Here is a 23871-nt window from a genome sequence, read left to right as displayed (position 1 = left end):
GGCCAGCCGACTCATGTCTTTTGCATTCGACCGGGAAGGCGCACGATGAACATTCATGAATATCAGGCCAAGGAACTGCTGGCGAAATTTGGCGTCGCCATCCCTGCGGGCTATGCCGCCCTGTCGGTCGAGGAAGCGGTGGAAGCCGCCAAGCGCCTGCCTGGGCCGCTCTATGTCGTGAAATCGCAGATCCACGCCGGTGGCCGCGGCAAGGGCAAGTTCAAGGAACTGCCTGCCGATGCCAAGGGCGGCGTCCGTCTGGCCTTCAGTCTCGATGAAGTGCGCGCCCACGCCACTGACATGCTCGGCAACACTTTGGTCACGATCCAGACTGGCGAAGCTGGCAAGCAGGTCAACCGCTTGTACATCACCGACGGTGCCGACATCGAAAAAGAATTTTACCTGTCGCTGCTGGTTGACCGCAAGTCGAGCCGCGTCGCGATGATCGTTTCGACCGAAGGCGGGATGGACATTGAAACTGTCGCTCATGACACGCCGGAAAAGATCACCACGCTGACCATCGATCCGGCCACCGGCCTGACCGACGCTGATGCGAAGAAGGCATCGGCCGCGCTCAAGCTCGAGGGTGACCTCGCTGCCCAGGCCGAGGACACGGTGAAGAAGCTCTATGAAGCCTTCATCGCGACCGACATGGAAATGTGCGAAATCAACCCGCTGGTGCAGACCAAGGACGGCAAGATCCTCGTCCTCGACGCCAAGGTGGCGTTCGACGGCAACGCCATGTTCCGCCACAAGGATATCGCCGAGCTGCGCGATGTGACCGAAGAAGACCCTGCGGAGGTTGAGGCAAGCGAATATGACCTCGCCTACATCAAGCTTGATGGCAACATCGGCTGCATGGTCAATGGCGCCGGTCTTGCCATGGCGACGATGGACATCATCAAGCTCAACGGCGAATTCCCCGCCAACTTCCTCGACGTCGGTGGCGGCGCCTCGAAGGAAAAGGTGACGGCCGCGTTCAAGATCATCCTCAAGGATCCGGCGGTCAAGGGCATTCTCGTCAACATCTTTGGCGGGATCATGAAGTGCGACATCATTGCCGACGGCATTGTCGCCGCAGCCAAGGAAGTGAACCTGTCGGTGCCACTGGTCGTCCGCCTCGAAGGAACCAATGTCGAGCAGGGCAAGAAGATCCTGTCCGAGAGCGGTCTCGCCATCGTGCCGGCCAATGATCTTGGCGACGCGGCGAAGAAGATCGTGGCTGAAGTCCGCAAGGTTGCTTGATGTTTCCGCCCTTCTCCTGACTGTCAGGGGAGGGGTGGCACTTGACGTTAACGTGAACGTCAACTAGTTGCGGTCCATTGAATCATCAGGGAGTGTACCCATGAAGATCCTCGTCCCCGTCAAGCGGGTGCTCGATTACAACGTCAAACCCCGCGTCAAGTCGGACGGCACGGGCGTTGATCTCGCCAATGTCAAAATGTCGATGAACCCCTTTGATGAAATCGCTGTCGAAGAAGCGATCCGTCTCAAGGAAAAGGGCGTTGCGACAGAGATCGTCGTCGCCAGCATCGGCCCGGCCAAGGCGCAGGAAACGCTCCGCACTGCACTCGCCATGGGTGCTGACCGCGCCATTCTCGTCCAGGTTGACGATGGCGTAGAAGTTGAGCCGCTGGCGGTTGCCAAGCTTTTGAAGGCGATTGCCGACGAAGAAGCGCCGCAGCTTGTCATCCTTGGCAAGCAGGCGATCGACGATGACAGCAACCAGACTGGCCAGATGCTCGGTGCCCTCACCGGCTGGGGTCAGGCGACCTTTGCCAACGAGGTTTCGGTCGATGGTGGCAAGGCGACCGTGAAGCGCGAAATCGACGGCGGTCTCCAGACTGTCAACGTCAGCCTGCCCGCCATCATCACCACCGATCTGCGTCTCAACGAGCCGCGCTATCCGTCGCTGCCCAATATCATGAAGGCCAAGTCAAAGCCGCTGGCGACCAAATCGCCTGCTGATTTCGGCGTGGATGTGGCGCCGCGGCTCAAGACCCTGAAGGTTACCGAGCCCGCTCAGCGCAGCGCCGGCATCAAGGTGCCCGATGTTGATACGCTGGTTGAAAAGCTCAAAGCGATGGGAGTTGCCTGACATGACCAAGACTCTCGTTTGGGTCGAACATGACGGCGCCGCCGTCAAGGACGCCACCCTTTCCGCCATCACTGCCGCCTCAAAGTTGGGCGAAGTCCACCTGCTGGTTGCTGGCCAGGGTGTGGGTGCTGTCGCTGATGCCGCGGCCAAGATCGCTGGCGTCGGCAAGGTGCATGTTGCCGATGATGCTGCCTACGCCAACGGCTTGGCGGAAAATGTTGCGCCGTTGGTTGCGGGTCTGATGGACAGCCATGATGCGTTCGTCGCGCCTGCCACCACATCTGGCAAGAACATTGCGCCACGTGTCGCCGCTCTGCTCGATGTCATGCAGGTCAGCGAAATCCTCTCGGTTGAAGGCCCGAAGACCTTCACCCGCCCGATTTACGCAGGCAACGCCATCGCCACTGTCGAAAGCTCTGACGCCAAGCTGGTTGTCACCGTGCGCGGTACGGCCTTTGACAAGGCGGCGCGCGAAGGTGGCAGCGGCACGGTGGAAGCCGTCGCCTCCACCGGCGACACCGGCGTGACCCAGTTCGTTGGCGAGGAGATCGCCAAGTCCGAACGTCCGGAACTCACCTCGGCCAAGATCATCGTCTCGGGCGGTCGTGCGCTGGGCTCGGCTGAAAAGTTCGAGGAAGTCATCGTGCCGCTGGCCGACAAGCTCGGCGCAGGCGTCGGCGCCAGCCGCGCCGCGGTCGATGCCGGCTATGTCCCCAACGACTATCAGGTCGGCCAGACCGGCAAGATCGTCGCGCCGGAAGTCTATATCGCCGTCGGCATCTCGGGCGCGATCCAGCACCTTGCCGGCATGAAGGATTCCAAGACGATCATTGCGATCAACAAGGATGAAGACGCCCCCATCTTCCAGGTGGCAGACCTTGGTCTGGTCGGTGATCTCTTCAACCTTGTCCCCGAACTGACCGGCAAGCTCTGACGCTTCGCGCCGTCAGGCAGGCTCGCAAAAAGGCCGGGCGTTCCCCATGGAACGTCCGGCCTTTTCGTTGCGGGATAGTGGCCGAATGATGGGTCTGCATTCGGCTCCGACCGTGTCACATGGCCTCAGGGAGCCATCAAGTCAGTCGGTAGTGTCGGTTCGGAGAGAATATGCTCCATCCGCCGCCAACGGGTCGCATCGTCGGGCTGGCCGCGCTCAATATACTGCCGGACCAGATCCTTGCCCCAGCCGTAGTTGAGCACATAGCTGCGGTAATGATCTGTAAAACCGACAGATTGTTCGGCCCGCGCCGGGGACAGCAACAGGTAGCGCTGGGTCAGTTCGACCGCCCGTGCGCGGTCTATCTCGCCATCCAGATACATGCGGGCAATAGTCAGCCGCGCCCCGCCCAGAGCCTCGGTCGCCTGCTGCACCCGCCAGAAAGCCTCGGCGGTTGACGGGTCGAGGCCAGCCAGCGGGTAGAGGACATCGCGCTCAAACGCCAATCGCTCCGGCCCCGGAAAGGCGAGGTCGATGCCATAGTTGGCGCTGCCTTCCGACAGCACGCTGGTCGGGCTGTAGAGCGGATTGACCGTATACTCGATCCAAGGCGCACCGGGTCGGCCATTGGCCGTCGCCCCGCCCCGCGCCATCCGGCTTTCGACCATGAGGTTGAGCACATGGTGGCCGGGATAGCCTTCGTGACAGCCCAGATCGACAGCGCGGCTGATGCGGATCGGCAGGTCGGTGTTGATCTCGATGCGGCTCTGATAATTGCCGAGATAATAGTTATAGCCCGACCATGGCTTGTCGGTGACAAAGGCCATGGTGAAGCTCTCCCCCTCGGGCAGCGTCATATGCGCCATCGTCCGGCGTCGGCATTCTGCAATCGCCGCATCAAATACCGGACGCAGCCGGTCAGCCGGGATGACATAGCGTTCGTTGAATGCATCAACGCGCGCCGCAAGCGGTCCGTCGCCGGGGATTAACGTGTCCAGCCGTGCCAATATCGCGTCAAAGTCGGACAGCGGCCGGGTGGTTACCTCGACGCCAAATTGACCCCGCGCCTCATCCGCAAAGCGGAAGCGTTCGCCGCCAATCATCTTCAGCCGGGTTTCGGCGGCCACCAGCATCCCGCGCAGTGCCAGCAATCGCCGGCGATCACTATAGTCTGGCTCCGGGGAACGGGCTGCAAGGTCTGGTTGCTGCAAGAGATTGTCGATCACCAAAACCATCGCCCGTGCCTCACCCTCCAGGGCGGCTCGGCTGCGGGGCCGAGCAACTGCCCTTTCGCGAAGCTCCGGCGGCCCATAATAGGCATCCACATACTCCGCCTCATGCGTCCCGGCTTCCAGTGTCAGGCGCAGATAGGCGTTGGTCAGGCTGGCAATCGCTTGTTCTGTGGTCGGCCACTGCGAAGGCGTGTCAAATGATGCTGGTGTAACAACAGGCGCGGCTGACTGAGTGCAACCGCCCAGCAACAATGCCGCGGCAGCTGTCGAGACAAGCCGGCGGATCATCGCCCGGCCTCGTCTGACCAGTCGGAGACGTCGCCGTCTCGCGCGATTTCCTCTGACACCTCTTGCTCCTCGCGCTGATGATCGGGATGCAGAGGAGCGAATTTCAGAACCAGATAACCACAGACAGCAGCCAGCACCGAACCGGACAAGGTGCCCAACTTGGCCTCATCAACCAGGTGCGGGTCGGAAAAGGCCAGACCGCCAATGAACAGGCTCATGGTAAAGCCGATGCCACAGAGCAGGGCGACACCGTATATTTGCAACCAGGTTGCACCGCGCGGCTTGGCGGCAAAGCCGCTCTTTACCGCGACCCAAACCGCCGCCGAAATGCCTAACTGTTTGCCAAGGAACAGGCCCATGGCGATCCCCAGCGGCATCGGCGCCAGCATGTCCGACAGGCTGATACCCGATAGGTTGACGCCGGCGTTGGCAAATCCGAACAGCGGTACGATGAAAAATGCGACCGGTCCGGCAAGCGCGTGCTCCAGCCGGTGCAGCGGACTGTCTGCGGAATCCGGTGCTCCCGGCGTCACGATGATCGGTATCGTAAACGCTGCCAGTACCCCTGCGATGGTTGCATGGACCCCGGAAAGCAGGACCGCATACCATAGCAGGACGGCTGCGATCAGATAGGGCCACAACTGCCGCACCCCTGCCCGATTAAGCCCGAACATGACCGCCAGCACCAGTGCCGCCGCCGCCAGTGCCGCGAGGTTCAGGCCCTTGGTATAGAAAAGCGCGATGATCGCAACGGCGCCCATATCGTCAACGATCGCAACCGTGACCAGGAACAGCTTCAACGAGGTCGGGGCACGACTGCCGAGCAGGGCAAGAACGCCGATGGCAAAGGCAATGTCAGTGGCTGCCGGGATGGCCCAGCCGCTGGTCAATTGGGCGTCGCCAAAAACAAAGGCGAGATAAACCAGGGCAGGTATGATCATGCCGCCGGCGGCTGCAACAACCGGCAATCGCCGTTGTGCCCAGTTGGACAGTCGCCCGTCAACCAGTTCGCGCTTGATCTCCAGCCCGACGAACAGAAAGAAAATCGCCATCAGCCCATCATTGATCCACAGATGGGCGGTCATCGGCCCCAGTTTCTCGGTGAGGGCGGGGCTCACCGGACTGTGCAGCAAATCATGATAACCTTGGCTGAACGGCGAATTGGCGATGATCATCGCCATTATCGCCGCACCGATCAAGATGATCCCGCCGGCGGCTTCGCTTTCTAAAAACGCCCGCAATGCGGACCGGGAATGTGCGGTATTGGCTTTGGTCTGGGTCATGACTCTTTTCTATACAGGCAGCATGATTTGGCAAACCCGCCAAGTGCATCGCAACGGTCGTTCGTCGCTTTCTTGCCATTTCGGATGCGAAATTGTATGAAAGCGACATATCTCGGGAAAATTCTGGCCGGATCGGTTGCAAACCGGTCCTTGTCGAGAGGCACCCGTGATGGAGGCGTTGACGCTGTTCCTCGCAGCGATCGCATTTGAACTGGGCCTGTTCGCGGCCGTTGTTTTTGCCTTGTTCGGCATCGACGATGTTGCGGTTGATACGCTGTATATTGCCGGTTTGGCTGACCCGGTGCGTGCCGCGCCCGATCCTGCCTCCCCCCTGCAAAGAGACTTTGCCCTGTTCATTCCAGCCTGGGCTGAATCCCGGGTCATCGGGGCGATGCTCGATCATTGTCTGTTGGCCTGGCCCAGTCCGCGCCTGATCGTCTATGTCGGGGTCTATGCCAATGATTTCGCAACGATGCAGGCGGTCACCCAACGCGTTGCCCGTGACCGGCGTGTTCGCATGGTTGTCAATGAACGGCCTGGCCCGACGACAAAAGGCGATTGCCTCAACACCCTATGGCGTCGGTTTCGCCAGGATGTTGCACAAGGACGCGCTCGCAAGGGCGCCATTCTGATCCACGATGCAGAGGATATGGTCGATCCCGCAGCCTTGCCGCTGCTCGATCAATCGCTCCGCACTGCCGACTTTGTCCAACTGCCGGTCATACCGCTGATGGGTCGAGGGAATCACTGGATACGCCGCCACTATTGTGACGAATTCGCTGAAGCGCATGGAAAGGAACTGGCCATTCGCTCCGCGTTGGGGGCGCCTTTGCCGACAGCGGGGGTAGGCTGCGCCTTTCGTGTCGATGTGCTGGATCAACTTGCCGGGAGGGACGGCCCCTTCCCGGCAGATAGCCTGACCGAGGATTATGAGCTTGGCATGCGCCTTACAGCCATTGGTGGCCGTGCAGACTTTGTACGCGCCGTCGCGGCGGATGGGCGCCTTATCGCCTCGCGCGCCTATTTCCCCGAACGGATAGAAGCCGCGGTTCGACAGAAAACCCGCTGGCTGAGGGGCAACGCGCTCGAAGGCTGGCGCCGAATCGGCTGGGTGAAGCCGCCCGGGGCCAGTTTGGCCCGGTCAATTGTTTCGTGTTGGATGCTGTGGCGTGACCGTCGGGCCTTGCTGGCAGCGGTGGCCACTTTGGCTGCCTATACCGCCATGTTTGCCGGGTTGGCGGCCTTTGCGCTGGGCGCGATGGGCGGAACCCAGGTGCTTATCGGCGGTCCGCTTGCCTGGTTGCTTGCCAGTTTCAACCTTGTGCTGCTTGTGTGGCGACTGGCAATGCGCGGCTGGTTCACTGGGCGCGTTTACGGCTGGCAACAGGGGTGCATGGCTGTTTTTCGCCAGCCTGTAAGCAATGTCATCCTGGTCATGACAGCATGGCGAGCGCTGTTGGGTCATTGGCGCGGGCTAGGTGGACAACCGCTTGTCTGGGACAAGACAACCCATCATTTTCCGGATTGGCCCGCCACAGTTTCCTTGGCGACTGATCGCAGATGATCCGCCGTTCGCCTCCGTTGATTTTGTTGTCCGTGGTGTTGCTGCTGTGGACAGGATCACGATTGACCATCGCCTTTGCCGGATCACTGTTTCAACGTCCGGTCGCGCCCTTGCCGGGAGGGGCTGCGCCCTTTGTGCACTATCCCGATGCATTCGCCAAGATTCATGACCAACCGGCACATCAGCTCGTGTCGACAGATCCTCTCGCGGCGCCTGGTCTGCTTGCACCGGTCACCACTGTCCGCCTCGCCGTGCGCCCGATCCGTCATGATCCTCGCCACCGAGTCTCGATGCCTTCCTCCCCGCTCGCGCTCCCGCCAATGCCTGCTGAGCGGCAACCGATCCTTGGCCCGGCCACTTACCAACCGACGCCTGCCCCTCGCCGGTCCCAGTTGAGGTCTCTCATGCTGGCGTTTCACAGTCGGACTGCGTTGGCATCGGGCGCACCCGCCGTCGCGGCCGACGGCCGCCTTGCCATGATGGGCAATGGCCTTTTGCCGAGATTGCGTGATCGATCCGCTAGTGTGGTCAACCGCTGGTCGGGGGGCGCTTGGCTGGCCCTGCGTCACGGATCTTATGGCAGTCGTCTTCCGTCCCTCGGTTCAGTCGCGATGCTTGGTGGTTCTCAGGGTGGTGCCCGATTGGCACGGACGATCGACCGGGGGCAGGGCGGCGACATATATGTTCGGCTAACGACGACAGGTCAGTCAATGGATGGGGCTGAGGGGGCGGTCGGCCTCAGTTGGCAGCCGGCACCGGCCATTCCTGTCCGGTTGGCTGTCGAACGGCGCCATGGGATAATGGGAGGCGAATCTCGCTCGGCCTTTGCGGCCATGGCTTCTGGCGGCGTTTCGGACCTGCCGTTGCCGGATGGTTGGCGATTGGATGGTTATGGCGCGGCCGGCGTTGTTGGTGTCAGGCGACGGGATGCCTTTGGCGAAGGTTCGGTTCGCATTACCCGGCCACTGGCGGCCCTGGCGAATATTCGCCTGTCTGCGGGTGCAGGTGTCTGGGGTGCGGCGCAACCAGGCGTATCGCGGCTGGATGGCGGCCCCGGCCTAGACGTCCGCTTGGGCCAAGCGGCGCCACGATTGTCAATCGACTGGCGGCAAAGACTGGCGGGTCAGGCGGCGCCAGGTAGCGGAGTTGCCGTCACACTTGCGACGGATTTCTAGGCGGGGATCGCATTGAACTGGAGGCTCGCCAGCCGGGCGTAAAGGCCTCCTTGGGCGACAAGACTATCGTGCGTGCCCTGTTCGACGATTCGTCCATCATCCATGACGATGATCCGGTCTGCGGCGCGCACCGTGGCGAGCCTGTGGGCGATGACAACTGTCGTCCGGTCGTGCATCAACCGGTCAAGCGCGTCCTGCACCAGCTTTTCGCTCTCGGCGTCAAGAGCGGAGGTCGCTTCATCGAGCAGCAATAACGGTGATTTGCGGAGCAGGGCACGTGCAATGGCTACCCGTTGCCGTTGACCACCGGACAGGCGTGTGCCCGCCTCCCCCAGAAATGTGTCGAGCCCTACAGGTAGCTTGCGCAAGAACTCCGCTGCATTCGCCGCTTCAGCAGCTTCCCATATTTCGGCATCGCTGGCCGACCAGTTACCATAGCGCAGATTGTCCCGTGCCGTCGCCGCGAAGACCACGGTTTCTTGCGGCACCATTGCGATTCTTGCGCGGACCTCTGCCGGATCGGTCTCTCGGATATCAACACCGTCCAGGGTAACCCGGCCAGACTGCGGATCATAGAATCGCTGGGCCAACTGGAACAGGGTAGTCTTGCCGGCACCGGATGGGCCGACAATCGCTACTGTCTCATTGGGTCGGATGGCCAATGAAAAATCATGCAGCGCGGGCATATCCGGGCGCGATGGATAACGGAATTCGACATGCTCGAAAGCCATTTCACCGCGTGATGGGTTTGGCAGTGCCGCAGGGGTCGGCGGAGCCTTTATCTCGGGTTCGGCATGGAGCAACTCGGACAGGCGACTTGCCGCGCCCGCGCCGCGCACCAGATCGCCGTAAACTTCGGTCAGGGCGCCAAACGCCCCGGCCACCAGCCCTCCGGTGAGGACAAAGGCTGCCAGCGTGCCCCCGGTCATTGTTCCTTGCACGACCTGCCAGGCGCCATACCACAACAGGCAGATGATACCGCCAAACAGGATGGAGATGACGGCTGTTGTCATGCCGGCACGGATCGAGATGCGCCGTTTGGCAGTAGCAAAGGTGGTTTCCACCGCCGTGGCAAAACGTTCGCCTTCGCGCGCTTCCTGGCCGAACCCCTGAACGATCTTCATTGCCCCCAGCACTTCAGTGGTCATGCTGCCTACGCCTGCCACCTTGTCCTGACTGGCACGGGAAATGGTCTGCAATTTGCGACCGACCAGCATGATTGGCATGATTGCCAGCGGTATGCCGATGATGATCATCGCTGCCATCTTGGGCGACAGGGTGAACAGATAGATGATGCCGCCGATCCCGGTGACCATGTTGCGCAACGCCACTGACAGGGTCGTGCCCACCACCATTTCGATGATCGACGTGTCCGACGTCATACGACTGGCGATTTCGGAAGGCCGGTTTTCCTCGAAAAAACTGGGTGACTGGCGCAGCAGGTTGCGGTTCACCGCGCGGCGGATGTCGGCCACTGTCCGCTCACCCAGCCATGAAACGAAATAAAATCGCAACGTCGTCGCTGCTGCCAGCACGACCACGATCAGCAACAGATAGCCGAAGTAACGGTCGATGTTCTCTGTGTTGCCGGTCACAAAGGCCCGGTCGATCACCAGCTTGAAACCCGCAGGGATGGCAAGGGTTGCCGCGGAAGACATGGTGAGGCCCAGCAGAGCCAGGGCGATCTGGACCGGATAGGCGCTGGCATAGGTCCAAACCATGCGCAGGCTGCCCAATTTTTTGGCGGCAGGCGCGGTGGCTTGCGGCAAGCTGGTGCCAGCGCTGCTTTGCGAGGCGTCGGGGGCTGTTTCGCTCATGATCGGGCCCTAGCAGTTGCATGCAGAGCACTCAATCGTGGACCAGACCCGAACAGGGACGTCCATACCAAGGGTGCACTTGCCGCTTGCATGTTGCGGTGCAGCATGTCAGCATCGATGAAACGGATAGGCACCGACACAGGGCCGTCCTCGCAGGAAAGTTCGCATTGCCCATGCTCTATCACGCTTTTGACATGCAAAAGGCGCTGCTCGCCGGAGCAGGCCGCTGGGCCGATGCCAGCGCCCGCATTCTCGGCAGCAAGGCGCTGCCCTTCGCCTATTTCGGGGGAGGCCCTGTGCTTGCTTCGGCGCTCGAGGTGTTTGCCCATGCTGTTGAACCGCGCGGCAAACCCGCATTCGGCCTCGACCACACGGTCATTGAGGGCAAGGCCGTTCCCGTGCGTGAACAGTTGGTTGTCGAAAAGCCGTTCGGCAATCTGCTTCGTTTTGTCCGCGAAGGCCGCTCAGGCGACCCGAAACTTCTGATCGTTGCGCCGATGTCGGGCCATTACGCCACCTTGTTGCGCGGCACGGTCGAACGCATGCTGCCCAGTCACGACGTCTACATCACCGATTGGGCCGATGCAAAAATGGTTCCACGCTCGGCAGGTCGCTTCGATCTCGATGATTACGTCGACTATGTGATCGAATTTCTTGATGCGATTGGCCCGGGGACCCACGCCCTCGCCGTATGTCAGCCTTCGGTGCCGACCTATGCCGCGGTGGCGCTGATGAATGCCCAAAACCATCCCGCCACCCCGGTCACTCTCACCATGATGGGTGGCCCAATCGACACGCGCGAGGCGCCGACCCAGGTCAATAGCATGGCGGTCCAGCGTCCGCATGACTGGTTCGTCCACAATGTCATTGCCCGCGTGCCCAACTATTATCCGGGCGCGGGACGCAAGGTCTATCCCGGCTTCCTCCAGCTCACCGGCTTCATGTCGATGAATTTGGGTAACCACATGGTCAGCCATTGGACCATGTTCAATCATCTGGTTGAGGGAGATGACGACAGTTCCGATGTCATCAAGACATTCTACGACGAATATCGGGCCGTCTGTGACATGACCGCCGAATTCTACCTCCAGACTGTTGACGTCGTCTTCCAGCGTCATGCGCTGCCCAAGGGGGAGTTCACCCATCGCGGACTGCGCATCGACCCAGGTGCTATCAACAAGACGGCCATTTTGTGCATCGAGGGCGAGCGGGATGACATTTCCGGCATCGGCCAGACCAAGGCCGCGCTCAAGATCAGCACCGGCCTTACCGAAGATCAAAAGGCCTATCACCTCATCGAGGGCGCGGGCCATTACGGGATATTCAACGGCAGCAAATGGCGTGAACAGATCGCCCCGATTGTCGAAGACTGGATCCGTACCCACGGGGATTGATCAGCGACTGTTCCCGGCGAAAGCCGGGGCCCAGACCGTCTCTAGTGTGCCGTTCAGGCCACGCTTTCCTCGACCTGCATCGGCTGAGGGTTCTTTTGTGACCGCGCGACGGTCAGGCAACCGGCGACGATCATCACAGTACCCGCCACGGTCGTCCAAGTCAGTGCCTCGTCAAACACGATCCAGCCGAGGATCGCGGCCCAGATGAAGGCGGTGTATTCGACCGGTATGAGCACCTGCGCCTCGGCCCGGGCATAGGCCCAGCTCAGCAGCAGCAGCGAGACGATGGCGAGCGCCGCCGCGCCGATCAGCGGCACCCACTCGGCACCGTCAGGCAAGATCGCGAACCAGGGTGCGCCCAGCAAGAGCACCAGCGCCACCGTCAGCACCTGGAAAAAGGCAATTTCCGAAGGCTCGGCAAGCTGTGCCTGCTGTCGTGCCAGGATCAGGTTATAGGCGAACAGCACAGCTGAGCCGAACACCGCCAGCGCGCCATTCATCGCGTCGGCCGAATAATCGCCGCCGCCAAATTTGCCCGCCATGATCACCGCCACGCCGGCAATGCCCATGATCGAGGCAAAGATCGCCGCCTTGCCGATCGTCTCGCCCAACAGAACCGCCGCCAGATAGAGCGCAATCAGTGGCGCGATGAACGAAAGCGCAATCGCTTCTGCCAGCGGCAAATGCGCCAACGACCAAAAGAACAGCAGCGCCATCGCCGCCACGACCACGCCGCGCCAGATGTGCAGGCGCATTGCCGCGCGCGAAGGCCAACCCCGGCGGCTCACCGCATAGACCGCGCCACTCATCAGCACGCCCGCCAGGTTGCGCCACAGCAGGGCATTGTAGACGCCGATGCTCAGCACCAGCCCCTTCATCACCGCGTCCATCGCCGAAAACAGCGCGACGCCCAGGCAGGCGACGAGGAAGGCCAGCAATGTGATCGATCGGGGGGCACTCATGCTCCGGGTCATAGTCTTTGCACAGTCCTTGGCAACTGCCCGCAAATTCGGCAGCAATGCCAGTGCCTTGCCAATCAGTATTTGGTCGCAACCGCCATCGGGTATAGCCTGTCCGGGTTCGGTCGATCAGACTGTTGGGGGAGGAATGGACCATGGCTCACCGACTGACCCTGCTGGCAAGAATAGCCTTCGCCGGCTTCGCTGCGACACTGCTCGCCACGACGGCCATGGCGCAGACGGAGCCACCGCCACAGCCAGCCGCTCCGGCGGGCTCGTCCGGTGATGCCCGCAACGAGCGGACCGACAATCGCCCTACCGCGCCATGGCAGGATGCCGCTTTCCGCCGCCTGCTTAGCCCCGGTCTCGAAACCTTCGAAAGTGACAGCGATTTCCGCCGCTATGTCGCCCGCACCGAGGCGGCGCGGCGTCGTTGGGAACGGCGCTTTGGTGCCATCACGCCGCCGCCGGGTGTCCGCCCAGGCATCTTCGCCCTGCAGGACACGCCACCCGAATGCGGCCCGGATGATCCAGGCTGTCCCTCTGAAGAGGGGCAGGAGCAGGGTCAAATCATTGTTACCGGCACCCGCATCTCCGCCCCAGTGCAAAATGTCGCCACGCCCGTCACCAGCATCACCAATAACCAGAGCGCCAATGTCGACGAAGGCGACATCGTCAAACAGATCGGCAATTATCTCCTCGTCCTGCAGGATGGACGCATTTTCGCCGTCGACATTTCCGGCCCTCAACTGCGCCTTGCCGACCGCATCAATGTCTACCGCAATGCCGATGACGATGGCTGGTATGACGAGATGCTGGTTGAGGGGGATCGCATCCTCATCACCAGCTACAGCTATCAGGATGAAGCGACCGAAATCGCCGTCTTCCGGCTCGATACGGCAACGGGTCGCCTGTCCCGCGATGGCGCCTTCCTGATCAGCAGCGAGGATTATTACAGCAGCGACAATTATGCGACGCGCATCGTCGGTGACCGGCTGATCATCTACACCCCCTATGAGGCCGACGATGTCACCGACCGCTCGGGCCGCCCGCGTATCCGTCGTTGGATGACCGAGGCTGAGCGCAAGGAGCTGATCGACGGGGGCGCCGATGAGGATCGCGACGAACGCCTTGCCGGTCGCGCCATGCTCAGCGCCGATGAAATCCACCGCCCCGTGGTCCCCACCGTCGATCCCTATGTCCATAGCGTCACCATCTGTGACCTCGGAGAGTATCGCGCCGACCGCGTGCCCGGCTGCCGTGTCACCGCCTTCACCGGGCCGCGACAGGCGGAAATGTTCGTCACCCCGCGCGAGGTGTTCCTGTGGGTGGGTGCCGGCTGGGCGGAGTTCGATCGCGATTGGTACAGTGAGCGGAAGCCCTGTGCGGCTGGCCGTCCCGATCTCCGCAACCTGCCACCTGCGGCCGTCTATCGCGTGCCCATCACCGCCTCGACACTGGGCGTCGTGGGGGTGCGTGGCCGCCCGTTCGATCAATTCTCGATGGATATGACCGACGGCTATTTCCGTGGGCTCTGGTCGGTCAATGATGCAACATGCGACATTGAAGAACAGGATATTCCCGTCGCCTTCACCAACATCGCCCTGCGGGAATTCACCGAAACCTACACCGAACTCCGCGCCGCCCGCCATATTGCCGTGCCATCGCTTCGACCGGGGCAGGTACGCAACCGTTTTGCCGATGACTGGCTGGTCTATGGCTCGGGTGACTGGGGCTACCAGGCCATTCCCGAAGAGCCGCCCGCCGATGACACACCCGAAAAGGCCGCCTTGCGGGCTGCCGAGCGCGCCGGTTCTGTCGTTGTCCTGCCGGTTGATCGCCCGTCACAGGCGGTGGTTGTGCCGGTCGGCCACAATGTCATCCGCATTGATCGCGTTGGCCTCGATGGCATGATCGTCAACGGCTATCGCGACCATCAGGGGCTGACGATGTCGCTGATCCAGCTTGGCAATGTTCCCCACATCGCCACCAGCACCACATTGCTTGGCCGCTACGAAAGCGAAGGGCGCAGCCACGCCTTCAACAGCTCGGTCGGCCTTGACGGCAATGGCCTCGTCGGCGTGCCGACCATCGCGATGCCCTCCGGCCGCTATTTCTGGCGCAGCGAAACCTCGGACGTCAGTTTCGCCTCGGTGACGGGCGGCACAACGCGCAGCATCACCGATGCCGGCCTGCTCGTCTCGACCACAGTCGGGCGGGAGGAGCGCGCGCCTGATTATGAGTGCGAGGTCAGTTGTGTCGACTGGTACGGCAACAGCCGGCCGATCTTCACCGGCGGGCGCATTTTTGCGCTGATGGAAACCGAGCTGGTCGAAGGGCGTCTGGTCGATGGCCGCATGACCGAGGTGCAGCGCATAGACATGATCGCCCAACTCCCTCCGGGCCGGGAGGGTCCCGTCAAATAGCGGCCTCGCCGGTCATCACCGTCTGCCCTTCGCCATTGATCGCCGCCAGCGCCAGCCGGTCACCCTCGCTCCGTGCCGCCAGCGTCAGCGGTTCGCCGCAGAAGGCCGGTGATGCCCCCCGAAAGCTGAACTGGCGCACGGGGGCTCCCAGCACCGCCGTCGCATGATTGAGCAACAGCGTCGCGGTCAGCGGTCCATGTACCACAAGGCCCGCATAGCCTTCCTCGTCGCGCGCGTAGGGCAGGTCATAATGGATGCGGTGCGCATTGAAGGTGAGGGCAGAAAAACGCAGCAGTAGCGGCTCGCTGGGGACCAGCTTGCGCTGAGCGGGCCATTCCCCGGCGTCAACCGCGGCATCGCCAGTACGGGGCGCAAGGAATGCTGGCGCTGCACTGGTTGCCTCGCGATAGACGATGCTCTGCTTTTCGCGCACCGCCACGGCGTCGCCAACCCGCGTCACATGTTCGACGGTGACAAAGACAAGCTGCCCACTGCCACCACTCTTGGCGGTGATGTCGGCGATGGTCGATGTCCGCTCGACCTCGGCTCCCACCGCGATCGGCGCCAGGAATTCGACGCTGCTCGACGCCCACATGCGCCGGGGCAGGGGGATCGGCGGCAGGAAACTGCCGGCACTATCCCGGCGCGGGTGGCCATCGGGTCCCAGCTGCGCCGTCGCCGCCTCGGGCAGGCACAGGCACCAGTGGATACCGGGCAGCGCCGCATCGCGGGCCAGCGGCAGGTCGAGCGTTGCTGCGTGGCGCTGTGCCAGACCGGGCGTCAGCACATCGCGCTGCACCATGCCCTTGCCGATGAAGTCCTGCCACTCGCTCACATCAGTAACTCCGCGGCAGGCCCAGCACATGCTCCGCCACGAACGACAGGATCATGTTCGTGCTGATCGGTGCCACCTGATAGAGTCGCGTCTCGCGGAACTTGCGTTCAATGTCATATTCGGCGGCAAAGCCGAACCCGCCGTGCGTCTGGATACAGGCTTCGCCCGCTGCCCAGCTTGCCTCGGCTGCCAGCATCTTGGACATGTTGGCCTGTTCGCCGACATTCTCGCCCGCCTCATAACGGCGCAGGCCATCGAGCACCATCAGCTCCGCGGCGCGCATCTGGGCATAGGCGCGGGCGATGGGGAATTGCACGCCCTGGTTCTGGCCGATGGGGCGGCCGAAGAGCACCCGTTCCTTGGCATAGGCGCTCGCCTTGTCGATGAACCATTTGGCATCGCCGATGCACTCGGCAGCGATCAGCAGGCGCTCGGCATTCATGCCCGACAGTATATATTTGAAACCCTGCCCCTCCTCGCCGATCAGATTTTCCGCCGGCACCCGCATGTTGTCGAAGAAAACTTCGGTGGTGGCGTGATTCATCATCGTCTCGATGGGGCGGATGGTCAGGCCGTTGCCCAGCGCCGCCTTCATGTCGACGATGAACACGCTCAGGCCATCGGTTCGCTTGGCCGCCTGTTCGCGCGGGGTGGTGCGGGCCAGCAGGATCATCAGGTCGCTGTGCTCGGCGCGGCTGGTCCAGATCTTCTGCCCGTTGACGATATAGTCGCCGGTCGCCGGATCGAGTTTGGCCGTGGTCTTGAGGCTCAGTGTGTCGGTGCCGCTGGTTGGCTCGGTCACGCCAAAGGCCTGCAGCCGCAACTCGCCTGACGCGACCTTGGGCAGATATTTCGCCTTCTGCGCCTCGCTGCCATGGCGCAGCACCGTGCCCATCACATACATTTGTGCATGGCATGCCCCGCCGTTGCACCCTTGCGCCTGTATCTCCTCAAGGATGGCAGCGGCGGCGGAAATCGGCAGGCCTGACCCGCCATATTCCTCGGGGATCAATACGGAGAGGAACCCTGCCTGCGTCAGCGCATCGACAAATTCGCCAGGATAAGCCCGCTCGCGGTCCTTCGCCCGCCAATAGTCACCAGGAAATTGCTGGCACAGCTTGGCAACGGCCTCTCGGATTTCACTATATTCGGTCACGCATCAATTCCTGTCACCCAATTTGCCCTTGGCGATCACCTGCGCCTGTATTTCCGCCGCGCCTTCGAAAATGTTGAGGATGCGGGCATCGCACAGGATGCGGCTGATCTCATATTCCTGGGCATAGCCATTGCCGCCATGTACCTGCAGCGCGGCATCGGCATTGGCCCAGGCACAGCGCGCCGCCAGCAGTTTCGCCATGCCTGCTTCAATGTCGCAACGCTTGCCGCTGTCCTTCGCTCGCGCGGCCGCATAGGTCAGTTCGCGCGCCATCAGCATGTCGGCCTGCATCATTGCCAGCTTGTCGGCGACTCTGGGGAAACCGATGATCGGTTGGCCAAACTGCTTGCGGTCCTGCGCATAGGCCAGCGCGAGGTCAATTGCCCGCCGCGCCACGCCGACCGCGCGCGCCGCCGTCTGGATGCGCGCGCCCTCGAACGTGCGCATCAGCTGCTTGAAACCTTGCCCCTCCTCGCCGCCAAGCAGCGCGTCGGCGGGAGCCGCCATGCCATCGAACTGCAGCGCATATTCGCGCATCCCGCGATAGCCGAGCACTTCGATCTCGCTGCCGTTCATCCCCTGCGCCGGGAAAGGCTCGTCATCGGTCCCACGGGGCTTGGGCACCAGCAGCATCGACAGGCCGGCATAGCCCTTCACCTCTGGCCGCGTGCGAACCAGCATGGTCATCAGGTCGGACCGCGCGGCATGGGTGATCCACGTTTTCGCGCCGCTGATCGACCAGGTGCCATCGTCCCCGCGCGCCGCCCGCGTGGTCAGACTGCCGAGGTCAGACCCGACATCGGGTTCGGTAAACACTGCCGTCGGCAAAATCTCTCCAGAGGCAATACGAGGCAGCCACTGAGCCTGCTGTTCGCTGGTGCCGCCATGCAGGATCAGTTCGCCGGCAATTTCCGAGCGGGTCCCCAGCGATCCCGTGCCAATATAGCCGCGCGACAATTCCTCGGTGACGACACACATCACCAGCTTGCCGAGACCGAGCCCGCCAAACTGTTCGGGTATGCAGATGCCGAATGTGCCCAACTGCGCCATTTCTGCGACAAGCCCGTCGGGAATCAGATCGTTGGCGAGGTGCCAGCCATGCGCGTCCGGCAGGATCCGTTCATCGGTAAAGCGGCGATACTGGTCGCGGATCGTGTCGATCAATTCGTCGCCCAGCCGGTCGTCAAGGCCATTGCCATCGACCATGCACTGGACCAGCCAAGACCTGTGCTTGGCGCTGTTACCCTGGGTCAGCAACCAGTCGACCGCTGGTTCTTCTGCCAGCCGCCGCGCTGCTGCGCCGCTGTCCATATCAACCGGGCGGACGATCTCATTCTGGCCCATTGGCAGGCCGCCGGTCAGTTGGGCCAGTGTCTCGCTGATGCCGATGATCGCCACCAGCCATTCATGGGCATGGGCGCGATTGTCAGCCTCCGCAGACTGCAACCAGTCGAGCGTCGCGCGCATCGCCGCCACGCTGGTTTCGACCCAGGCATAGCCATGGGCGGCGCGCTGTTCGGCATCGAGGCTCCTGGCGGCAACCTTGGCCCGCACAGCTTCGCGCGCGTCGGCGGCATAACGCTCAGCCGCCACGACCGCCGGGACCAGCTGGTCCATCACCTCTATATCGATGCTGATGCGTTCGCTCTTGTCCCAGCCGCTCATGCCTGCGCCACCACGCCCTTGTCGATCAGCGCGGCAATAGCCCCGCTGTCGAGGCCCAGCCGATCGCTCAGCACCGCTTCGCTGTCGGCGCCGAGCAAAGGGGCAGGCCGAGGTTGGCCGCGCTCCATCTGTGGCACGGTCGCAAAGGCGCCGGCGGCGGGATAGTCAAAGCCGCTCGGGTTGGCCGTCCGGCCAAAGATCGGATTGCCGCCGACCAGTACGGGATCAACTGCCGCATCGGCCATTGTCTGATACGGGCCATAACATCCGCCGACAGCGTCAAACGCCGCCGCCAGATCGGCATAGGCCCATCCCGCCACCTTCGCCTCGACGAGCGGGAACAGCGCATCGCGATGCTCGAAGCGGACGCCTTCATCTGCGGCAAAGCTGACGCCGCGCGCCGCCTCAATGGCTGCCACTTCCTCAGCGATGTCGAGCACTTTGACCAGCCCCGTCCATTGCCGCGTGGTGATCGCCATGATCATCAGTCGTGTGCCGTCCCGCGTCACGAAATCGCGCCCGAACGCGCCATAAACCGCATTGCCCAGCCGTTCCCGGTTCGCCCCGGTGTAGAGCACTTCGGCAAGGCTGCCGAGGTTCGCGACGGTGCCGATGGCGACATCCGACAGCGGTACGCGCACTTCCTGCCCCAACCCGCTTGCATCCCGGTGCCGCAGCGCCGCCAGCATGGCAAAGGCGGCGTATGCCCCGGTCAGCAAGTCCCATGCCGGCAATACATGGTTGACGGGTTCCGGCCCTGCCCCAGTCAGGTCGGGGTAGCCAACCGCACTGTTCACCGTGTAATCGAGCGCGGGCGAACCATCCGCCATGCCCATCACCCGCACAGTGATCAGGTCCGGTCGCCCTGCTGCCAGCTTTTCGTGGGAGAGAAATCCCTCCACCGGAAAGTTGGTGACAAACTGCCCCGTCTTGCGGACCAATGCGGCAAGCAATTCCCGTCCTTCCGGGGCACCCAGGTTCAGCGCCACCGATTTTTTCGCCCGATTGAGATTCTCCCAATAGAGCGACTTGCCGTTGTCCGCCTTGGGCCATCGGTTGAAGTCGGGTCCGCCGCCGATCTGATCAACGCGGATCACCTCCGCCCCCATCTGCGCCATATAGAGGCCAGCAGTAGGGGAGGCGACGAAGGAGGAGGCCTCGATAACGCTCAGGCCGGTGAGGAGGGGGTACATCTCAGTATCCGTCCGTCATGACCACACATTCCCGGTCGCGGCAAATTCGCGCAGCATATGCTTGGCAATCTGCAACTGCATGATCTGGGTCGTGCCCTCATAGATGCGCAGGATGCGGGCATCGCGGAAGAAACGCTCGGCCTCATATTCGGCGAGGTAACCCGCCCCGCCATAGACCTGCACTACCCGGTCCACCACGCGGCCTGCGGTTTCGGATGCGAACATCTTGGCCGCTGCCGCCTTGCGGACGATATTCTCACCCCGGTCCGCCCGCGCACAGGCGTCGGCAATCATGCATTCGGCGGCGTACAGTTCGGTGTCGCTATCGGCCAGCATTGCCTGGATCAGCTGGAAATTGGCAATCGGCTCGCCAAAGGCCTTGCGCTCATTGGCATAGCGCACCGCGGTGTCGAGCGCCCGCCGGCCCAGGCCGACCGACATGCCGGCGACTGACAGCCGCCCATTGTCGAGGCTCTGCATGGCGATCTGGAATCCTCGACCCTCCTCGCCACCGACCAGTGCGTCGCCGGGGATCTTCACATCGTCCATGATGACATCGGCGATATGCGCTCCTGTCTGCCCCATCTTCTTGTCAGGGCTGCCAATGCTGATGCCGGGCGTCGTCATATCGACGATGAAGGCAGAGACATGGGCGTTCTTGGGCAGCGCTTCCTTGCTGGTCCGCGCCATGATCAGGCCGATCTTCGCGTGGGGACTGTTGGTGATGTAGCGCTTGGTGCCGTTGAGCCTGTAGCCATTGCCGTCCCGCACAGCCATTGTCTGCATTGCGGCAGAGTCAGAGCCTGACCCTGGTTCAGTCAGGCCGAAACAGGCAATCTCGCCCGATGCGATGCGCGGCAACCATTGCTCGCGCTGTTCCGGCGTGCCGAAATTCTTGATCGCGCTACCGGTCATGCCGACGTTGATTGACATGGTCGACCGATAGGCAGGCGCCGCATAGGACAGCTGCTTGACCGTCTCTATATATTGGCTGACATTCATGCCCGCCCCGCCAAACTCTTCGGGGATGGTGATGCCAAACAGACCCATCTCGCGCATCTCCTGCAAGATGGTCTCCGGAATCCGGTCATTGGCAATCACATCGGCTTCTGCCGGGATCAACCGTTCGCGCACATAGCGCTTCAGCTGGTCGATGAAGGCTTCAAAGACGTCGGCGTCCATTCCGGGATTAAGCATCGGACAATCCTACAATAGCGATGGATGAAACGTTGGAATTGGGCATCCCGCCCAGATTGTGGCTCAGCGCGAATACCGGCTGCTTGGCCCGCTGCCGTTCACCGGCGCGGCCCAGCAGCTGCAGGTAATTCTCATAAATCATGCGAAGGCCTGATGCGCCGATCGGATGGCCGAAACATTTCAGCCCTCCGTCAATCTGGCAGGGGACCTGCCCGTCGGCGTCGAAAAAGCCGTCGAGCACGTCTTTCCAGCCCTCTCCCTCTTTGGAAACGAACAGATCCTCCATCGTCACCAGCTCGGTGATCGAGAAACAGTCGTGCACTTCCATCAGGCTCAACTGCTCGCGCGGATTGGTTATGCCCGCTTCGTCATAGGCCTTGGCGGCGGCGACGCGGGTGGTATGGAAATAGCTGCCGTTCCAGCCCGATCCTTGCGCTTCCCAGCCGTTCGAGCTAGCGATCTGCAGCGCCTTGACCGTCACAATGTCGGTCTTGCCCAGCGACCGGGCGATTTCCGGCGTCGTCACAATCGCACAGGCGGCCCCGTCGCTGACACCGCAGCAATCGAACAAACCGAGCGGCGCGGCGATGGTCGGCGCGTTGATCGCTTGTTCCATGGTAATGGCATTGCGCAAATGCGCCTTCGGGTTCTTCGCTCCATTGGCGTGGCTCTTGACCGAGACATGCGCCATCGCCTGCTTGAGGTCATCGGGCGACACGCCATGCTGCGCGCGATAGGCGGCGGCGAGCTGGGCAAAGTTGCCGGGAGCTGATCCGGTGATGCCGATCATGTCATGCGTCGTGCCGCGCGTCCGCACCGGCAGGCCACCATAGCCCGTGTCCTTCAGCTTCTCGACACCCATGGCCAGCGCAATGTCCGCGGCACCCGACGCCACGGCATAGACCGCGCCACGAAAGCTCTCGGTGCCGCTGGCGCAATAATTCTCGACCTTGGTCACGCCGATGTCGTTGAGCCGCAGCGCCACCGACAGCGGAATGCCCGACGGGCCGATATTGACCGCGTCAAACGCCGCACCCAGCCAGGCCGCGTCGATCTGGCTGGTTTCGATGCCGGCATCGGCAATCGCTTCCTCATAAGCCTCGACCATCAACTGGTCGGCGTCCTTGTCCCAGCGCTCGCCGAATTTGGCGCAGCCCATGCCGAGGATGGCGACCTTGTCCTTGATACCACGTGCCATGTGTCGTCTCCTCAGTGGGCCGGGGCCGCCTTCCAGAAATAGCGGCGGAAATGCCGTTGCTCGTCCATCGATTTGATGCGGAACATCATGCGCAATTCCTTGCCGACCTCCAGCGCATCGGCCGGCATGTCGATGAACTGCGCCATCATGCGCCCACCGCCCTCAAATTCGATATTGCCATAACAGTCAGGTGGCTCGGGCGAGAAGGCGAGCACATCGGCGGTATAGGTCATCACCCGCGCCGGAATCTCGGCCAGCGGATAATCCTCCTGCGTGCGGACGCCATGGTCATTGGGGTTGACGCTGATCTCGGTCTTGGGGAACTGCACCGTGCCGGTCTTGGTGCATCGGCCTCCGACCAGACCCATCACCGCCTTGCGGTTGCGCCACATCGCGGTCAGCGCGGTCTTGCTGTCGAACTCGGCGCGCGCGCCTTTCTCCAGCGGCACCAGACCGCGGTGGAACAGATATTTCATGTAATTGTCGCTTGCCTGCCGACGTGCCAGCCAGCCAGACACGCCAAGGCGGGGTTTGGCCGAACCGATCGCGCCCGTTGCTTCGAACAGGAGCACGTCACAGCCCTGACCAAAACCGATCAGGCACAGGATATCGCCTGTCCTGGCCTTCTCCAGCGTCGCGGTAAGCATCAGCGTCGCCTGCGCCGCCCCGGCATGGCCAATGGCCGCTCCCAACGTGTCGGCAATCGCTTCGACCGGGATGCCCGCTTGCTTGGCCAGCATTTCGGGGACGCCACGCACAGCAATCGGTGCGATGAAGTGGTTGACCTTGTCGCCCTGGATTCCCGCCTTGGCCAGTGCGTCGCGGATGGCCGGGACGGCGATCTTGCCAAAGCCCTCGTCACGCACCCAACGCGCTTCCCAGTCATAATCGGCGTTCTCGCCTGTCTCGCGGAAATGGTCGACGAAATCGGCAGTGACGCTGTGGCTGGCGATCAGCCGCGCGATCCCCGCCCCCGGCCCGACCAGCAGCGCCGCTGCCGCATCACCCGCCAGCATCTCGCGTTCTGAGGCGGGATTGGGCACCAGCCGCTCCGCCGCCAAATGCAGCGTGCGCTTCCCCGCCGCCGCAGCATCAAGCGCCGCGATCAACGACGAGGTTCCCGCCCGCTGGCTGCCACCCGCATCAAGCGCGCCCGTCGTATCGTCGAGGTTGAGCGCCTCCTTGACCACGCCCGTATTCTGCCGGTCGGCAAAGACATGGGTGGTCGATGCCAGCGTGATGCTATCAACGCTCCGTTCGCCCTCGCCCAGCATGTCGCGCGCGGCCTCGACCGCCATGGTGATGGGGTCCTCGTCCCAGCTGCCAACCGCCTTCTCGCCCTTGGCGAGGCCTTTCAGTCCGCCAGCGAACCAGCCATTGGCGGCATGGATCGCACTGCGTTGCAGCCGGGTAATCGGCACATAGGCGCCAAAGCCGTGCAGTCCGACGTCGCTCAT

The 23871-nt window shown here is 62.4% G+C and carries 19 protein-coding genes; 8 read left to right on the top strand and 11 right to left on the bottom strand.

Annotation, left to right across the window (positions count from 1 at the left end):
* Positions 1–45: 45 nt before the first annotated feature.
* The 3 genes from sucC (at position 46) to GV829_RS02895 (ending at position 3032) form a co-directional block, all read left to right on the top strand.
* Positions 46–1245 carry an ADP-forming succinate--CoA ligase subunit beta gene (sucC, locus tag GV829_RS02905; RefSeq protein ID WP_169943747.1) on the top strand — a complete coding sequence of 400 codons (1200 nt, stop codon included), beginning with the start codon at positions 46–48 and terminating at the stop codon, positions 1243–1245.
* A 100-nt stretch (positions 1246–1345) separates the two neighbouring features.
* Positions 1346–2098, top strand: a complete 753-nt coding sequence (locus tag GV829_RS02900) for an electron transfer flavoprotein subunit beta/FixA family protein (protein ID WP_169943746.1) — start codon at positions 1346–1348, stop codon at positions 2096–2098.
* A 1-nt stretch (position 2099) separates the two neighbouring features.
* On the top strand, positions 2100–3032 hold the full coding sequence (locus GV829_RS02895) for an electron transfer flavoprotein subunit alpha/FixB family protein (RefSeq protein WP_169943745.1): 933 nt from the start codon (positions 2100–2102) through the stop codon (positions 3030–3032).
* Positions 3033–3157: 125 nt separating this feature from the next.
* Here GV829_RS02895 and GV829_RS02890 read toward each other — a convergent pair whose 3' ends face one another.
* The gene (locus GV829_RS02890; protein ID WP_169943744.1) at positions 3158–4552 is read right to left on the bottom strand and encodes a hypothetical protein; all 1395 of its coding nucleotides are present in this window, start codon (positions 4550–4552) and stop codon (positions 3158–3160) included.
* Positions 4549–5793, bottom strand: coding sequence for a Na+/H+ antiporter NhaA (gene nhaA / locus GV829_RS02885; RefSeq protein WP_425505458.1), 1245 nt, complete (start codon positions 5791–5793; stop codon positions 4549–4551). The genes GV829_RS02890 and nhaA overlap by 4 nt, the downstream gene beginning before the upstream one ends.
* Between nhaA and GV829_RS14280 the strand changes: the two genes are divergently transcribed.
* The 3 genes from GV829_RS14280 (at position 5720) to GV829_RS02875 (ending at position 8574) form a co-directional block, all read left to right on the top strand.
* On the top strand, positions 5720–5935 hold the full coding sequence (locus tag GV829_RS14280) for a hypothetical protein (RefSeq protein ID WP_246203146.1): 216 nt from the start codon (positions 5720–5722) through the stop codon (positions 5933–5935). The genes nhaA and GV829_RS14280 overlap by 74 nt on opposite strands.
* 69 nt (positions 5936–6004) lie before the next feature.
* The gene (locus tag GV829_RS02880) at positions 6005–7399 is read left to right on the top strand and encodes a glycosyl transferase family protein (RefSeq protein WP_169947871.1); all 1395 of its coding nucleotides are present in this window, start codon (positions 6005–6007) and stop codon (positions 7397–7399) included.
* Entirely contained in the window at positions 7396–8574 is a 1179-nt protein-coding gene (locus GV829_RS02875; RefSeq protein ID WP_169943742.1) for a hypothetical protein, read from the top strand. The genes GV829_RS02880 and GV829_RS02875 overlap by 4 nt, the downstream gene beginning before the upstream one ends.
* Here GV829_RS02875 and GV829_RS02870 read toward each other — a convergent pair.
* Positions 8571–10391, bottom strand: a complete 1821-nt coding sequence (locus GV829_RS02870; RefSeq protein ID WP_169943741.1) for an ABC transporter transmembrane domain-containing protein — start codon at positions 10389–10391, stop codon at positions 8571–8573. The genes GV829_RS02875 and GV829_RS02870 overlap by 4 nt on opposite strands.
* A gap of 173 nt (positions 10392–10564) precedes the next feature.
* On the opposite strand from GV829_RS02870, the gene GV829_RS02865 reads away from it, so the two are divergent.
* On the top strand, positions 10565–11785 hold the full coding sequence (locus tag GV829_RS02865; protein ID WP_169943740.1) for a polyhydroxyalkanoate depolymerase: 1221 nt from the start codon (positions 10565–10567) through the stop codon (positions 11783–11785).
* A gap of 53 nt (positions 11786–11838) precedes the next feature.
* Here the strand turns inward: GV829_RS02865 and GV829_RS02860 are convergent, their stop codons facing one another.
* Positions 11839–12747, bottom strand: coding sequence for a DMT family transporter (locus GV829_RS02860; RefSeq protein WP_246202988.1), 909 nt, complete (start codon positions 12745–12747; stop codon positions 11839–11841).
* 152 nt (positions 12748–12899) lie between these two features.
* Between GV829_RS02860 and GV829_RS02855 the strand changes: the two genes are divergently transcribed.
* Positions 12900–15170: a beta-propeller domain-containing protein gene (locus tag GV829_RS02855; RefSeq protein WP_169943738.1), complete on the top strand. Its 2271-nt coding sequence runs from the start codon at positions 12900–12902 to the stop codon at positions 15168–15170.
* Here GV829_RS02855 and GV829_RS02850 read toward each other — a convergent pair.
* Genes GV829_RS02850 through GV829_RS02820 form a run of 7 tightly spaced genes read right to left on the bottom strand, consistent with a single transcriptional unit; the run spans position 15163 to position 23871 of the window.
* A complete protein-coding gene (locus GV829_RS02850; protein WP_246202986.1) occupies positions 15163–16005 on the bottom strand; it encodes an HTD2 family dehydratase in 843 nt (280 codons plus the stop codon). The two genes, GV829_RS02855 and GV829_RS02850, sit on opposite strands and share 8 nt — an antisense overlap.
* 1 nt (position 16006) lies before the next feature.
* Entirely contained in the window at positions 16007–17161 is a 1155-nt protein-coding gene (locus GV829_RS02845) for an acyl-CoA dehydrogenase family protein (protein WP_169943737.1), read from the bottom strand.
* 3 nt (positions 17162–17164) lie between these two features.
* The gene (locus GV829_RS02840) at positions 17165–18826 is read right to left on the bottom strand and encodes an acyl-CoA dehydrogenase family protein (RefSeq protein WP_425505433.1); all 1662 of its coding nucleotides are present in this window, start codon (positions 18824–18826) and stop codon (positions 17165–17167) included.
* Positions 18823–20019, bottom strand: coding sequence for a CoA transferase (locus GV829_RS02835; protein ID WP_169943736.1), 1197 nt, complete (start codon positions 20017–20019; stop codon positions 18823–18825). The genes GV829_RS02840 and GV829_RS02835 overlap by 4 nt, the downstream gene beginning before the upstream one ends.
* A gap of 15 nt (positions 20020–20034) precedes the next feature.
* Positions 20035–21201 carry an acyl-CoA dehydrogenase family protein gene (locus tag GV829_RS02830; protein WP_246202984.1) on the bottom strand — a complete coding sequence of 389 codons (1167 nt, stop codon included), beginning with the start codon at positions 21199–21201 and terminating at the stop codon, positions 20035–20037.
* A 7-nt stretch (positions 21202–21208) separates the two neighbouring features.
* Positions 21209–22414: an acetyl-CoA acetyltransferase gene (locus tag GV829_RS02825; protein WP_169943734.1), complete on the bottom strand. Its 1206-nt coding sequence runs from the start codon at positions 22412–22414 to the stop codon at positions 21209–21211.
* Positions 22415–22425: 11 nt separating this feature from the next.
* The gene (locus GV829_RS02820) at positions 22426–23871 is read right to left on the bottom strand and encodes a 3-oxoacyl-[acyl-carrier-protein] synthase III C-terminal domain-containing protein (RefSeq protein ID WP_169943733.1); all 1446 of its coding nucleotides are present in this window, start codon (positions 23869–23871) and stop codon (positions 22426–22428) included.

Source organism: Sphingomonas lacunae (genome assembly GCF_012979535.1).
In the GTDB taxonomy this organism is placed as follows: Bacteria; Pseudomonadota; Alphaproteobacteria; order Sphingomonadales; family Sphingomonadaceae; genus Sphingopyxis; species Sphingopyxis lacunae.
The sequence above is the reverse complement of the archived record's forward strand: the minus strand, read 5'-3'. Positions and strand labels throughout refer to the sequence as shown.